Annotated in this window: 11 protein-coding genes; 4 read left to right on the top strand and 7 right to left on the bottom strand. The window is 66.5% G+C overall.

All coding sequences use genetic code 11. From position 1 onward, the window contains the following. Positions 1 to 20 precede the first annotated feature (20 nt). The 4 genes from lspA to murJ form a co-directional block, all read right to left on the bottom strand. Positions 21 to 545: a signal peptidase II gene (gene lspA, locus VG561_RS01435; protein WP_032956391.1), complete on the bottom strand. Its 525-nt coding sequence runs from the start codon at positions 543 to 545 to the stop codon at positions 21 to 23. Then, positions 545 to 3,376, bottom strand: a complete 2,832-nt coding sequence (ileS, locus tag VG561_RS01430) for an isoleucine--tRNA ligase (protein WP_423179295.1) — start codon at positions 3,374 to 3,376, stop codon at positions 545 to 547. Before ileS ends, lspA begins: the two co-directional genes overlap by 1 nt. Further along, the gene (locus tag VG561_RS01425) at positions 3,373 to 4,320 is read right to left on the bottom strand and encodes a bifunctional riboflavin kinase/FAD synthetase (protein ID WP_126411837.1); all 948 of its coding nucleotides are present in this window, start codon (positions 4,318 to 4,320) and stop codon (positions 3,373 to 3,375) included. Before VG561_RS01425 ends, ileS begins: the two co-directional genes overlap by 4 nt. Before the next feature lie 75 nt (positions 4,321 to 4,395). Further along, complete coding sequence (gene murJ / locus VG561_RS01420; RefSeq protein WP_126412567.1) at positions 4,396 to 6,000, bottom strand: murein biosynthesis integral membrane protein MurJ; 1,605 nt, start codon at positions 5,998 to 6,000, stop codon at positions 4,396 to 4,398. Positions 6,001 to 6,117: 117 nt separating this feature from the next. Between murJ and rpsT the strand changes: the two genes are divergently transcribed. After that, on the top strand, positions 6,118 to 6,387 hold the full coding sequence (rpsT, locus tag VG561_RS01415; protein ID WP_005408560.1) for a 30S ribosomal protein S20: 270 nt from the start codon (positions 6,118 to 6,120) through the stop codon (positions 6,385 to 6,387). A gap of 165 nt (positions 6,388 to 6,552) precedes the next feature. On the opposite strand, the gene cgtA is transcribed toward rpsT, so the two are convergent. The 3 genes from cgtA to rplU form a co-directional block, all read right to left on the bottom strand. Further along, positions 6,553 to 7,605 (bottom strand): Obg family GTPase CgtA, encoded by a 1,053-nt coding sequence (gene cgtA, locus VG561_RS01410; protein ID WP_014646373.1) that lies wholly within the window; start codon positions 7,603 to 7,605, stop codon positions 6,553 to 6,555. Positions 7,606 to 7,798: 193 nt separating this feature from the next. Next, the gene (gene rpmA / locus VG561_RS01405; RefSeq protein ID WP_005408558.1) at positions 7,799 to 8,062 is read right to left on the bottom strand and encodes a 50S ribosomal protein L27; all 264 of its coding nucleotides are present in this window, start codon (positions 8,060 to 8,062) and stop codon (positions 7,799 to 7,801) included. 18 nt (positions 8,063 to 8,080) lie between these two features. Next, the gene (gene rplU, locus VG561_RS01400; RefSeq protein ID WP_005408557.1) at positions 8,081 to 8,389 is read right to left on the bottom strand and encodes a 50S ribosomal protein L21; all 309 of its coding nucleotides are present in this window, start codon (positions 8,387 to 8,389) and stop codon (positions 8,081 to 8,083) included. Between the two features lie 318 nt (positions 8,390 to 8,707). Here rplU and uvrA point away from each other — a divergent pair, with 318 nt between their 5' ends. The 3 genes from uvrA (at position 8,708) to VG561_RS01385 (ending at position 12,931) form a co-directional block, all read left to right on the top strand. Continuing rightward, positions 8,708 to 11,701 carry an excinuclease ABC subunit UvrA gene (gene uvrA, locus VG561_RS01395; protein ID WP_423179294.1) on the top strand — a complete coding sequence of 998 codons (2,994 nt, stop codon included), beginning with the start codon at positions 8,708 to 8,710 and terminating at the stop codon, positions 11,699 to 11,701. Beyond that, on the top strand, positions 11,701 to 12,108 hold the full coding sequence (locus tag VG561_RS01390) for an acyl-CoA thioesterase (RefSeq protein ID WP_032956469.1): 408 nt from the start codon (positions 11,701 to 11,703) through the stop codon (positions 12,106 to 12,108). The genes uvrA and VG561_RS01390 overlap by 1 nt, the downstream gene beginning before the upstream one ends. Positions 12,109 to 12,205: 97 nt before the next feature. After that, the gene (locus tag VG561_RS01385; protein WP_014646370.1) at positions 12,206 to 12,931 is read left to right on the top strand and encodes a hypothetical protein; all 726 of its coding nucleotides are present in this window, start codon (positions 12,206 to 12,208) and stop codon (positions 12,929 to 12,931) included. Positions 12,932 to 12,963 lie beyond the last annotated feature (32 nt).

The raw sequence follows: 12,963 nt of genomic DNA, 5'->3' as shown, positions 1-12,963 counted from the left end.
GTCTCCCGGCGGCAGCCGGCTTACGGTTTCGGGTTGGCATTATCCGCCTTTTTGGCGGACTTGCCGTCGAACAGGCCAAACAGCGCGATGCCGACGGCACCCACCACGATGGCCGAGTCGGCGATGTTGAACGAGGGCCAGGTGTAGCTGCCCACGTACCACTGGATGAAGTCGACCACGTGGCCGTGCACCTGGCGGTCGATCACGTTGCCGATGGCGCCACCGATGATCAGCGCATACGGCACCGCGGCCTTCCAGTTGCCGCGGGCGGTGCCGCGCAGCCACCACGCCATCAGCCCGCTGATGGCGATCGCCAGCGCGGTGAAGAAGTACTTCTGCCAGCCACCGGCGTCGCTCAGGAAACTGAATGCCGCGCCGGTGTTGTAGGTGCGGTACCAGTTCCAGAAGCCGTCGATGACCACCACCGGCTGGAACTCCGGCAGGCTGGACAGCACCCAGGCCTTGGACCACTGGTCCAGGCCGATGATGGCCACCGACAGCAGCAGCCAGACCAGGGCGTTCGGATGCGGACGGGGCGCGGCCATCAGAACCAGCTCCGCACTTCGCCGGCGCCGGTCACGTTGCTCACGCAACGGCCGCACAGCTCGGGATGGTCGGCGTTGCTGCCGACGTCGGCGCGGTGGTGCCAGCAGCGCACGCACTTGGCCTTGGTGGTCGGCTGGGCGCTGACGAACACCTCGTCGGTGGTCGCCGGGCGCACCTGCACGTCGCCACTGATGAACAGGAAACGCAGTTCATCGGCCAGCGGCTGCCAGCGCGCGGCCTGTTCTTCGCTGGCGGCGATGGTGATCTCCGCTTCCAGCGCCGCACCGATCGCACCGTTGGCGCGCATCGGCTCGAGCACCTTGGCCACCTGCTCGCGCACGGCCAGCAGCTGGTCGAAGTCGGCGGCATTGAGCTGGGCATCGGCCGGCAACGGCGCCAGGCCGTCATACCAGGTGGTGAACAGCACGTGGCCGGCGCGTTCACCCGGCAGGTAGCCCCACAGCTCGTCGGCGGTGAAGGTCAGGATCGGCGCCACCCAGCGGGTGAACGCTTCGGCGATGTGGTACATCGCGCTCTGGGCCGAACGGCGACCGTGCGAATCGGTCGGCATGGTGTACAGCCGGTCCTTGGTCACGTCCAGGTACAGCGAGCCCAGGTCCACGCTGCAGAAGTTCAGCAGCAGCTGCACGATCTCGGCCATGTTGTAGCCGTCGTAGGCCGCCTTGATCTTCTCCTGCAGCTCCCACGCGCGATGCACGATCCAGCGGTCCAGCGCGACCATCTGCTCGAGCGGCTGCAGGTGCAGCGCCGGGTCGAAACCGTCCAGGTTGCCGAGCAGGAAGCGCGCGGTGTTGCGCAGGCGGCGGTAGGCGTCGGCGTTGCGCTTGAGGATCTCCTGCGACAGCGACATCTCGTTGCTGTAGTCGGCCGAGGCGATCCACAGGCGCAGGATGTCCGCGCCCAGCTTGTTCATGATGTCCTGCGGCTCGATACCGTTGCCCAGCGACTTGGACATCTTGCGGCCGTGCTCGTCCACGGTGAAGCCGTGGGTCAGGCACTGCTTGTACGGGGCGCGCTTGTCGATCGCCACGCCGGTCAGCAGCGAGGACTGGAACCAGCCGCGGTGCTGGTCGGACCCTTCCAGGTACAGGTCGGCCGGCTTGCCGAAGCCACGCGCGGCGAGAACGCCTTCATGGGTCACGCCCGAATCGAACCAGACGTCGAGGATGTCGGTGACTTTCTCGTAGTCGGCCGCGTCGGCACCGAGCAGTTCGGCGGCGTCCAGCGAATACCACACGTCGATGCCCTCGGCTTCGACGCGGTCGGCGACCTGCTGCATCAGCTCCACCGAACGCGGATGGATCTCGCCGGTCTGGCGGTGGGTGAACAGTGCGATCGGCACGCCCCAGGTGCGCTGGCGCGAGATGGTCCAGTCCGGGCGACCGTCGACCATGCTCTGGATGCGCGCCTTGCCCCAGGTCGGGAACCAGCCGACGGTGTCGATGGCGGCCAGCGCATCGTTGCGCAGGTTGGCCTTGTCCATCGAGATGAACCACTGCGGGGTGGCGCGGAACACCACCGGCGTCTTGTGGCGCCAGCAGTGCGGGTAGCTGTGGCGGATCGGATGGAACGCCAGCAGCGAACCGTTGTCGCGCAGCACGCCGACGATGGCCTCCTGCGCCTTCCACAGGTGCTGGCCCGCCAGCACCACGTCACCGGCCGGCGGGGTCGATTCCAGGTACACGCCGCGGCCGTCGATCGGAGTGACCTGGCCAGCGTTGTACTTGTCCAGCAGGCCGTACTTCTGGCTGACCACGAAGTCTTCCTGGCCGTGGCCGGGGGCGGTGTGCACCGCACCGGTACCGTCCTCGTCGGAGACGTGGTCGCCATTGAGCACCAGGATCTCGCGCTCCGGGTAGAACGGATGCGCCAGCAGCTGGTTTTCCAGCGCAGCGCCGGTGGTTTCACCATGCAGCACCACTTCGTCCACGCCATAGCGCTGCAGCGCGCGCTCGGCCAGGGCCGCGGCCAGCACCAGCCAGCGGCGCTTGCCGTTGTGGGCCGGGCCTTCGGCCAGCACATAGTTGATCTCCGCGCCCAGCGACACCGCCAGCGAGGCCGGCAGCGTCCACGGCGTGGTGGTCCAGATCGGTACGGCCACTTCGACGTCGACCGGCACGCTCACGCCGAACACCTGGCCGATGGCCTGCGCATCGCGTGCAGCGTAGGCGACGTCGATCGCCGGCGATTCCTTTTCCTGGTACTCGATCTCGGCCTCGGCCAGCGCCGAGCCACAGTCGAAGCACCAGTACACCGGCTTGGCGCCGCGGACCAGGTGGCCGTTGGCCACGACCTTGGCCAGCGCGCGGATCTCGTTGGCTTCGAAATCGAAGCTCAGGGTCTTGTACGGGTTGTCCCAGTCACCGGTCACGCCCAGGCGCTTGAAGTCCACGCGCTGGATGTTGATCTGCTCTTCGGCGAACTCGCGGCACTTCTGGCGGAATTCGACGGCGTCAAGCTTGGTGCCGACCTTGCCCCACTTCTTCTCGACCGCGATCTCGATCGGCAGGCCATGGCAGTCCCAGCCCGGCACGTAGGGCGCATCGAAGCCGGCCAGGTAGCGCGACTTGACGATGATGTCCTTCAGGATCTTGTTGACCGCGTGGCCCAGGTGGATGCGGCCGTTGGCGTATGGCGGGCCGTCATGCAGCACGAACAGCGGGCGGCCGGCGGCGTTGTCGCGCAGCTGCTGGTAGAGCCCCTGCTCTTCCCACCGCGCCAGAATGCCCGGCTCGCGCTTGGGCAGGTCGCCGCGCATCGGGAATTCGGTGGCTGGCAGGTTCAGGGTGGTCTTGTAGTCCTGGCTCACGCAGTGGCTCGCAATCTATGTTCGGAAAGGATGGCGCGCGCCTGTTCGGCGTCGCGGTGCATCTGGTCGGTCAGCGCCGCCAGATCATTGAATTTCTCTTCGTCGCGCAGCTTGGCGACGAACTCCACGTCGATGTGGCGGCCGTACAGGTCGCCCTGGAAATCGAACAGGTGGGCTTCCAGCAGCGGCTCCACGCCCTCCACCGTCGGCCGCGTACCGAAGCTGGACACCGAAGGCCAGGGCTGGTCGAACACGCCGTGCACCCAAGTCGCGTAGATGCCCGACAGTGCCGGGGTCTTCGGGAAGCGCAGGTTGGCGGTGGGGAAGCCCAGCGTACGGCCGAGCTGGCGCCCGCGCACCACCCGCCCGCTGATCGCGTAGGGGCGGCCGAGCAGGTCGTTGGCGCGGGCGAAATCGCCCTCCTGCAGCAGTTGGCGGATGCGGGTGCTGGAGATGCGCTCGCCATGCAGGTCCACCGCTTCGATCTCGCCCGCGGTGAAGCCGAGTTCGGCGCCCATCTCCTGCAGCAGTGCCAGATCACCGCGGCGGCGGTTGCCGAAGCAGAACTCGGGCCCGATCCACACTTCGCGGGCGCCCAGCCGGTGCACCAGCAACCGGCGCACGAAGGTCTCGGCCGGCATCGCCGCCATCACCGCGTCGAAACGCAGCAGGCCGATCGCATCGACGCCGAGCTCGCGCAGGATCTCGACCTTGCTGCGCGCCAGGGTCAGCCGCGGCGGCGGCGCGCCCTGGGCGAAGAATTCACGCGGCAGCGGCTCGAATGCCACGGCCACTGCGGCCACGCCCAAGGCGCGCGCGCGGGCAACCGCGTGGCGGACCAGCGCACGATGGCCCAGGTGGAGGCCGTCGAATGCACCGATACAGACCACGCTTCCGTTGGGGAACAGCTCCCCGCCCTCGACGCTTCTGAACAGCCTGCTCATCAACTCTCGTTCCGGCCCGACCGGGGCCGCCGCTTCAATGGTGTAACCCTGAAGTATAGCCGCCACGGACCGCGATCAATGCCCGCGCAGGTCGCGCGGGCGGAAGCCCATCGCCAGCATGGCCACCGCGTAGGTCGCGCCGCCGCCGCCGACCAGCAGCATCAGGCCACCGATACGGTGCCATTTGTCCATGCCGGTGAAGTCGGGGACCCAGTGCAGCAGGGCCAGCAGCACGCCGACCATGGCCACGCAGGCCACCCCCAGCCGCACCAGATAGCCGCCCCAGCCCGGCCGCCGCTGGTAGACGTCGGTCTTGCCCAGCCAGTACCAGAGCAGGCCCAGGTTCAGGTAACTGGACAGCGCACTGGCAATGCCCAGCGCCAGGTGCAGGCCCGGCTGCTTGCCGATGGCCGCCATCACGCCCTGTGCCTTCAGCTCGTCCGGCACCATCACCTGGTACAGCACGGCCAGCAGGGCGAAGTTGAACACCATGTTGGCCACCAGCGCGGCAACACCGGCGCGCACCGGGGTCTTGGTGTCCTGGCGGGCGTAGAAGGCCGGCAACACCACCTTGAGCAGGGCGAACGCCGGCAGGCCGAAGCTCAGGCCATACACCGACAGCGCGGTCATGCGGGTATCGAACGCGGTGAACTGGCGGTACTGGAACAGGGTGGCGATCAGCGGCTCGGCCAGCAGCACCAGGCCCAGCATCGCCGGCACCGAGATCAGCAGGGTCATGCGCAGGCCCCAGTCCAGCGAGCGCGAGAAGCCCTCGCGGTCGGTGCTGACATGGTGGCGGGCCAGCGCCGGCAGGATCACCGTGCCCAGCGCCACGCCGAACACACCCAGCGGCAGCTCCAGGAAGCGATCGGCCAGCGACAGCCAGGACTGCGAGCCGTCGGTCAGCTTGGCCGCGATGAGGGTATCCAGCAGCAGGTTGATCTGCGCCACCGACGAACCGAACAGGGTCGGCACCATCAGCGTCAGCACCTTGCGCACGCCCGGATGGTTCCAGCCCCAGCGCGGCAGGGTCAGCAGGTTGATGCCCTTCAGCGAGGGCAGCTGGAACAGCAGCTGCAGGAGGCCGGCCGCCAGCACCGCCCAGCCCAGCGCCAGGATCTGCTTCTCCGGGGTGCCGCCCAGTCGCGGCGCCAACCACAGCGCACCGGCGATCATGCACAGGTTGAGGATGACCGGGGTCAGCGCCGGCATCGCGAAGCGCTGGAAGCTGTTCAGCGCACCGCCGGCCAGCGCGGTCAGCGACACGAACAGCAGGAACGGGAAGGTCAGGCGGAACAGGTCGACCAGCAGGGTCTGCTTGACCGGGTCGGTGTCAGCACCACTTGAGAATGCCACCGCCAGCTGCGGCGCGAAGATCAGCGCCAGGGCGGTGACCAGCATCAGCACCCCGCCCAGGGTGCCGGCGGTCCGGGACATCAGCTCACGCAGTTCGGCGTGGCTGCGGGTCTCCTTCACCTCGGTGAACACCGGCACGAAGGCGGTGGAGAAGGACCCCTCCGCGAACAACCGGCGCAGGAAATTGGGTATCCTGAAGGCAACCCAGAACGCATCGGTAACCGCATTGGTGCCGAACGTGGTAGTGATCACCTGATCCCGGACAAGTCCGAGAACCCGCGAGACCATGGTCATGCTGCTGAACGACAGCAGGCCCCGCAACATCTTCGGTGAACTCACTCAGCGTCCCTCTTGACAATCGACTTGACGTGCATTTCTCGGGCCATCATACTAGCTAGCTTGCTGTTCCCATAACACCGATTTTTTCAGGAAACCACCACCGTGGCCAATATCAAGTCCGCCAAGAAGCGCGCCAAGCAGACCGTCGTGCGCAACGCGCGCAACGTGGCTCAGCGCTCGATGCTGCGCACCGCTGTCAAGAAAGTGATCAAGGCGCTGGACGCCAACGATGCCGCCGGCGCCGAAGCCGCCTTCGCCGTTGCCCAGCCGATCCTGGATCGCTTCAGCGCGCGTGGCCTGATCCACAAGAACAAGGCTGCTCGCCACAAGAGCCGCCTGAACGACCGCATCAAGGCCCTCAAGGCCGCCTGATCCGGCGTTGCCGCCCTGCCCTTCGGGGTTGGGCAGCAGACAAAAGCCCGGCCCCGGCCGGGTTTTTTGTTGCCTGCGGTTTACCGGGATTGCCGGCCAGCGGCCGGCACTACCAAATGAAAAACCCGGCCGAAGCCGGGTTTTCCGCATGGAACCACAACGGCATCACTGCGCGTTGCGGGCTTCCAGCTCGTCTTCCTTCTGGCGATCGAAGAAGGCCATGATCCGGCTCATGATCGGGAAGGTACCTTCGCGGCCCAGCGCGGAAACCAGGAACCACGGCTCCTTCCAGCCCAGCTCGGCGACGATCTGCTCGGCCGCGGCCTGCGCCTCGTCTTCGAACATCAGGTCAGCCTTGTTCAGCACCAGCCAGCGCGGCTTGTTCAGCAGCTCCGGATCGTGCTTCTCCAGCTCGCGTTCGATCGCACGCACCTGCTCCACCGGCGAAATGCCCTCCACGCCGCCTTCCATCGGCGAGATGTCCACCAGGTGCAGCAGCAGGCGGGTGCGCTGCAGGTGGCGCAGGAACTGCGCACCCAGGCCGGCGCCGTCCGCAGCACCTTCGATCAGGCCCGGAATGTCGGCGATCACGAAGCTGCGGTGGTTCTCCACCTTCACCACGCCCAGGTTCGGGTACAGCGTGGTGAACGGGTAATCGGCCACCTTCGGCGTTGCCGCCGAAACGGCACGGATCAGGGTGCTCTTGCCGGCGTTGGGGAAGCCCAGCAGGCCGACATCGGCCAGCAGCTTCAGCTCCAGCTTCAGCGTGCGCTCTTCGCCCGGCTCGCCTGGCAGCGCCTGGCGCGGCGAGCGGTTGGTCGAGCTCTTGAAGTGCATGTTGCCCAGGCCACCGCGACCGCCCTTGGCCACCAGCAGGCGGTCGCCGTGCTGGGTCAGGTCGCCGATGACTTCATCGGTGGCAACGTTGATGACCACGGTGCCGACCGGCACGGTGATGGTCAGGTCTTCGCCGCCCTTGCCATAGGCCTGGCGGCCCATGCCGTTCTCGCCGCGCTGCGCCTTGAAGATACGCTCATGGCGGAAGTCGACCAGGGTGTTCAGGTTTTCGTCGGCGCGGATGTACACGCTGCCGCCCGCACCGCCGTCGCCGCCGTCCGGGCCGCCGAGCGGAATGAACTTCTCGCGACGGAAGCCAATGCAGCCGTTGCCGCCGTTGCCGGCGAACACTTCGATTTCTGCTTCGTCTACCAGTTTCATTGTTTCGATGCCTGCGATGGGCGCGACCTGTTGGCCGCCACCTTGAATGTCATGCCGGCCGCGGGCCGGCAACCCGGCCCAGCCGGTCTTGCTTCAACTCTAACGAAAAGCCCCGCCGAAGCGGGGCTCTCCATGCAGCGTGCTCTTCATCCAGCACGGCCATGCCGCGGCACGGGTGCCGGCGATGCCTGGATCAGGCGTCGGCCGAGACGATGCTGACGGTGCGACGCTTCTTGGCGCCCTTGACCGAGAACTCCACCTTGCCGTCCACGAGGGCGAACAGGGTGTGGTCACGGCCCAGGCCAACGCCGGTGCCCGGGTGGAACTGGGTGCCGCGCTGACGCACGATGATGTTGCCGGCTTCGATGGCCTGGCCGCCGAAGATCTTGACGCCCAGGTACTTCGGGTTGGAGTCGCGACCGTTGCGCGAGGAGCCTACGCCCTTTTTATGTGCCATGACTGCTTCTCCTGATGCTTAGCCGGCGATGCCGGTGATCTCGATTTCGGTGTAGTACTGACGGTGACCCTGACGCTTCATGTGGTGCTTGCGGCGACGGAACTTGATGATCCGGACCTTGTCAGCACGACCCTGGGACAGGACCTTGGCGGTGACGGCAGCGCCCTTCAGCGCATCGCCCAGCTTCACGCCGTCGCTGTCACCCAGCATCAGGATGTTGTCAAACTTGATCTCGCTGCCGACTTCGACTTCGAGCTTTTCAATGCGGAGCTTTTCGCCCTGCGCCACGCGGTATTGCTTACCGCCGGTGACCAGTACTGCGTACATGACCAGGCCTTCCTCTGTAGTTATTGTGGTCTGAGCTGCCGCCATCGAGGGCGGACAGGAGCGGAATTGTACGCAGATCAGCGGGCGCGGGTCAAGTCAACCCCCGAATGCCGCGGGAGGACGGCTCCGGAACGGGGTCAGATCCCTTTTCACCCCGTGAAAAGGGATCTGACCCCTGCCTGACGGCCTGTCTCACCAGATGAGACATCGGGCTGGCATTGTCGCCCATTGCCCCCATCTGGTCACCTCGGTAGGCTGACCGATTGCCGTTCCCTGCTGGCCCGGCACCCAGCCAACGCCCCCACAACCGGATCCCCCATGGCGATGGATTTCATCCGCATCCGCGGCGCGCGGACGCACAACCTGAAGAACCTCGACCTCGACCTGCCCCGCGACAAGCTGATCGTGATCACCGGCCTGTCCGGCTCGGGCAAGTCCTCGCTGGCGTTCGACACCATCTATGCAGAAGGCCAGCGCCGCTATGTCGAGTCGCTGTCGGCCTATGCGCGCCAGTTCCTGAGCGTGATGGAAAAGCCGGACCTGGACCACATCGAGGGCCTGTCCCCGGCGATCTCGATCGAGCAGAAGTCGACCTCGCACAACCCGCGTTCGACGGTCGGCACGATCACCGAGATCTACGACTACCTGCGCCTGCTGTACGCCCGCGTCGGCACCCCGCGCTGCCCGGACCACGGCTATCCGCTGAAGGCGCAGACGGTCAGCCAGATGGTCGACCAGGTGCTGACCCTGGACCCGGAACAGCGCTACATGCTGCTGGCCCCGGTCATCCGCGACCGCAAGGGCGAGCATGCCCAGGTGTTCGACCAGCTGCGCGCGCAGGGTTTCGTGCGCGTGCGCGTGGACGGCGAGCTGCATGAAATCGATGCGGTGCCGCCGCTGGCGCTGCGCCAGAAGCACACCATCGAGGCGGTGATCGACCGCTTCCGCCCGCGCGAGGACATCAAGCAGCGCCTGGCCGAGAGCTTCGAAACCGCGCTGAAGCTGGGCGACGGCATGGCCTCGGTGCAGAGCCTGGACAGTGCCGACGCTTCGCCGACGCTGTTCTCCTCCAAGTACTCCTGTCCGGTCTGCGATTACTCGCTGCCGGAGCTGGAACCGCGCCTGTTCTCGTTCAACGCACCGATGGGCGCGTGCCCCGGCTGCGACGGCCTGGGCATGGCCGAATTCTTCGATCCTTCGCGCGTGGTGGTGCATCCCGAGCTGTCGCTGGCCGCCGGCGCGGTGCGCGGCTGGGACCGTCGCAACGCCTATTACTTCCAGCTGATCGCCTCGCTGACCAAGCACTACCGGTTCGACGTCGACGCGGCATGGAACTCGCTGCCGCAGAACGTGCAGCAGGCCGTGCTGTACGGCAGCGGCGATGAGGCGATCACCTTCACCTACTTCACCGAAGCCGGTGGCCGCACCCAGCGCAAGCACCGCTTCGAGGGCATCATTCCCAACCTCGAGCGCCGCTACAAGGAAACCGAATCGCCGGCGGTGCGCGAAGAGCTGTCCAAGTACATCAGCGAACAGCCGTGCCCGGAATGCCATGGCGCGCGCCTGAACAAAGCGGCACGCAACGTGTTCGTGGCCGACCGCCCGCTGCCGGAGTTGGTGGTGCTGCCGATCGACGAGGCGCTGAAATTCTTCAGCGAACTGAGCCTGCCGGGCTGGCGTGGCGAGATCGCCGCGAAGATCGTCAAGGAAATCGGTGAGCGCCTCGGCTTCCTGGTCGATGTGGGCCTGGATTACCTGACCCTGGAACGCAAGGCCGACACCCTGTCCGGTGGCGAGGCACAGCGCATCCGCCTGGCCAGCCAGATCGGCGCCGGCCTGGTCGGCGTGATGTACGTGCTCGACGAGCCGTCGATCGGCCTGCACCAGCGCGACAACGAGCGCCTGCTCGGCACCCTCACCCGCCTGCGCGACCTCGGCAACACGGTGATCGTGGTCGAGCATGACGAGGATGCGATCCGCCTGGCCGACTACGTGCTGGACATCGGCCCGGGCGCGGGCGTGCATGGCGGCGAGATCGTCGGCCAGGGCACCCTGCAGGACATCCTGGAGGCACCGCGCTCGCTGACCGGCCAGTACCTGTCGGGCAAGCGCGCGATCGAGATCCCCGCGCGCCGGCACAAGCCGAACCCGAAGATGACCCTGCACCTGCGCGGGGCCAGCGGCAACAACCTCAAGGGTGTGGACCTGGCGATTCCGTCGGGCCTGCTGACCTGCGTGACCGGTGTGTCCGGCTCCGGCAAGTCCACCCTGATCAACGACACCCTGTTCTCGCTGGCCGCCAACGAGATCAACGGTTCCTCGCACCCGATCGCCCCGTACAAGGAGATCGATGGCCTGGACCTGTTCGACAAGGTGGTGGACATCGACCAGTCACCGATCGGCCGCACCCCGCGTTCGAACCCGGCCACCTACACCGGCCTGTTCACCCCCCTGCGCGAACTGTTCGCACAGGTGCCCGAAGCGCGTGCGCGTGGCTATTCGCCGGGCCGTTTCAGCTTCAACGTGCGCGGTGGCCGCTGCGAAGCCTGCCAGGGCGACGGCCTGATCAAGGTGGAGATGCACTTCCTGCCGGACGTATACGTGCCCTGCGACGTCTGCCATGGCAAGCGCTACAACCGCGAGACGCTGGAGATCCTGTACAAGGGCTTCAACATCAACGACGTGCTGGAAATGACCGTCGAGGATGCACTGAAGCTGTTCGAACCGGTGCCGTCGATCGCACGCAAGCTGGAAACCCTGGTCGACGTCGGCCTGAGCTACATCAAGCTGGGCCAGAGCGCGACCACGCTGTCCGGTGGTGAAGCACAGCGCGTGAAGCTGTCCAAGGAACTGTCGCGCCGCGATACCGGCCGCACCCTGTACATCCTCGACGAACCGACCACCGGCCTGCACTTCCACGACATCGAAGCGCTGCTGGGCGTGCTGCACAAGCTGCGCGACGAAGGCAACACGGTGGTGGTGATCGAGCACAACCTGGACGTGATCAAGACCGCCGACTGGATCGTCGACCTGGGTCCGGAAGGCGGCCACCGCGGTGGCACCATCCTGGTCACCGGCACGCCGGAAGACGTGGCGGCCTGTCCGCAGTCGTATACCGGCCAGTTCCTGGCGCGCATGCTGCCGTCCACCAGCGCGCGCCCGGAACAGCCGGCCGCCGTGGCCAACAAGCCCGACGCCCGCCCGCCACGCAAGGTGAAGCCTGAGAAGCCGGCCAAGGTTGCCAAGAAGGCCGCGGCCGCCAAGAGCACCGGCAAGGCCAGCAAGAGCACATCGAAGAAGAAGGACGCCTGATGAGCAGCGAACACAAGATCCTGGCCCGCATCCCGATCAGCGTGCGCTGGCGTGACATGGACAGCATGGGCCACGTCAACAACGCCAAGTACATTTCCTACCTGGAAGAAGCGCGCGTGCGCTGGATGCTGGGCGTGGACGGCGTATCGATGACCGACCGCATCGCACCGGTGGTGGCCGCGACCAACGTCAATTACCGGCTGCCGATCGTGTGGCCCAACGACATCCTGGTCGAGCTGTTCGTCGAGCGCCTGGGCAACAGCAGCGTGACCATCGGCCACCGCATCGTCGACCAGCAGGACGCGTCGAAGCTGTATTCCGACGGCAACGTGGTGGTGGTGTGGATGGATACGCAGACCGGCAAGAGCGCGCCGCTGCCGGAGGCGATCCGCAGCGCCTCCACTTGACGCGCCCTGGCAGGTGCCGACCTTGGTCGGCACGCTTTGGCTGCAATGAGGTTGCCGGCCAGCGGCCGGCACTACCGATCCCATTCAATGGACTGACATGATCCACCAGACTGAACTGCGCGACCTGCTGCCCGGCATGGTCCCCTTCCCCACCGACGTCTTTCCCGCTGACCAGGCCTGGCTCGGCCAGCACCTGCTGCCGCTGCTGAAGATTGACCTGGGCGTGCTGCGGCCGGAACTGGCCGGCCAGGTGGCGACGATGCTGTGCCCGATCGAGCCGTACGACGGTTGCATCGGCGAGACCACCGAAGAACACCACAACGATTTCACCGGCACCAACTGGATCGCCTTCGAACTGACCGCCGGCAACGAGATGCGCTTCCTCGGCAATGAGGGCTATTTCATCGGCGAGGCGGTGCAGGACAAGGATGCGCAGGAGCACATCGCGCAGATGCGCGACAGCTACGCCAAGGCCCGCGATTACCATGCCGCGCACGGCCGTCTCGCCTGCTACTCGCGCTACGGCAAGGGTGAGGCCAGCGAACGCGACTACCTGGATACGCTGGGCGGACCGATAGGCTTCGGCAACTGGACCGAGACCGCGGAGATTCCCGCGGCCTTCGAACTGGGCTTCACCGACGCTGCCGATGACCCAAACGCTGCGGACGATGCCGAAACGGTGATCATCACCCGCAACGGCAACAAGTTCTTCGCCGTGGCCGGCGTAGCCGGCTACAACTGGTGCGCCACAGGCGCCGATGCGATCGTGATGCTGTACGAGCCGGAGAGCCGCACCGTGCTGTTCTCGTACGACTGGTCGTAAGGCCCTGTGGTAGTGGCCGGGCGGCGGGCGGG

Origin of the sequence: Stenotrophomonas sp. CASM110 (genome assembly GCF_049384345.1) — a bacterium.
Taxonomy (GTDB): Bacteria; Pseudomonadota; Gammaproteobacteria; order Xanthomonadales; family Xanthomonadaceae; genus Stenotrophomonas; species Stenotrophomonas muris.
This window is presented reverse-complemented; position numbering and strand designations above follow the sequence as displayed.

Coding starts and splice junctions, on each gene's coding strand:
- VG561_RS01390 (WP_032956469.1), top strand. CDS start 11,701: ATGAGCAGCGAACACAAGATCCTGGCCCGCATCCCGATCAGCGTGCGC.
- VG561_RS01385 (WP_014646370.1), top strand. CDS start 12,206: ATGATCCACCAGACTGAACTGCGCGACCTGCTGCCCGGCATGGTCCCC.
- uvrA (WP_423179294.1), top strand. CDS start 8,708: ATGGCGATGGATTTCATCCGCATCCGCGGCGCGCGGACGCACAACCTG.
- murJ (WP_126412567.1), bottom strand. CDS start 6,000: ATGTTGCGGGGCCTGCTGTCGTTCAGCAGCATGACCATGGTCTCGCGG.
- lspA (WP_032956391.1), bottom strand. CDS start 545: ATGGCCGCGCCCCGTCCGCATCCGAACGCCCTGGTCTGGCTGCTGCTG.
- rpmA (WP_005408558.1), bottom strand. CDS start 8,062: ATGGCACATAAAAAGGGCGTAGGCTCCTCGCGCAACGGTCGCGACTCC.
- VG561_RS01425 (WP_126411837.1), bottom strand. CDS start 4,320: ATGAGCAGGCTGTTCAGAAGCGTCGAGGGCGGGGAGCTGTTCCCCAAC.
- rplU (WP_005408557.1), bottom strand. CDS start 8,389: ATGTACGCAGTACTGGTCACCGGCGGTAAGCAATACCGCGTGGCGCAG.
- cgtA (WP_014646373.1), bottom strand. CDS start 7,605: ATGAAACTGGTAGACGAAGCAGAAATCGAAGTGTTCGCCGGCAACGGC.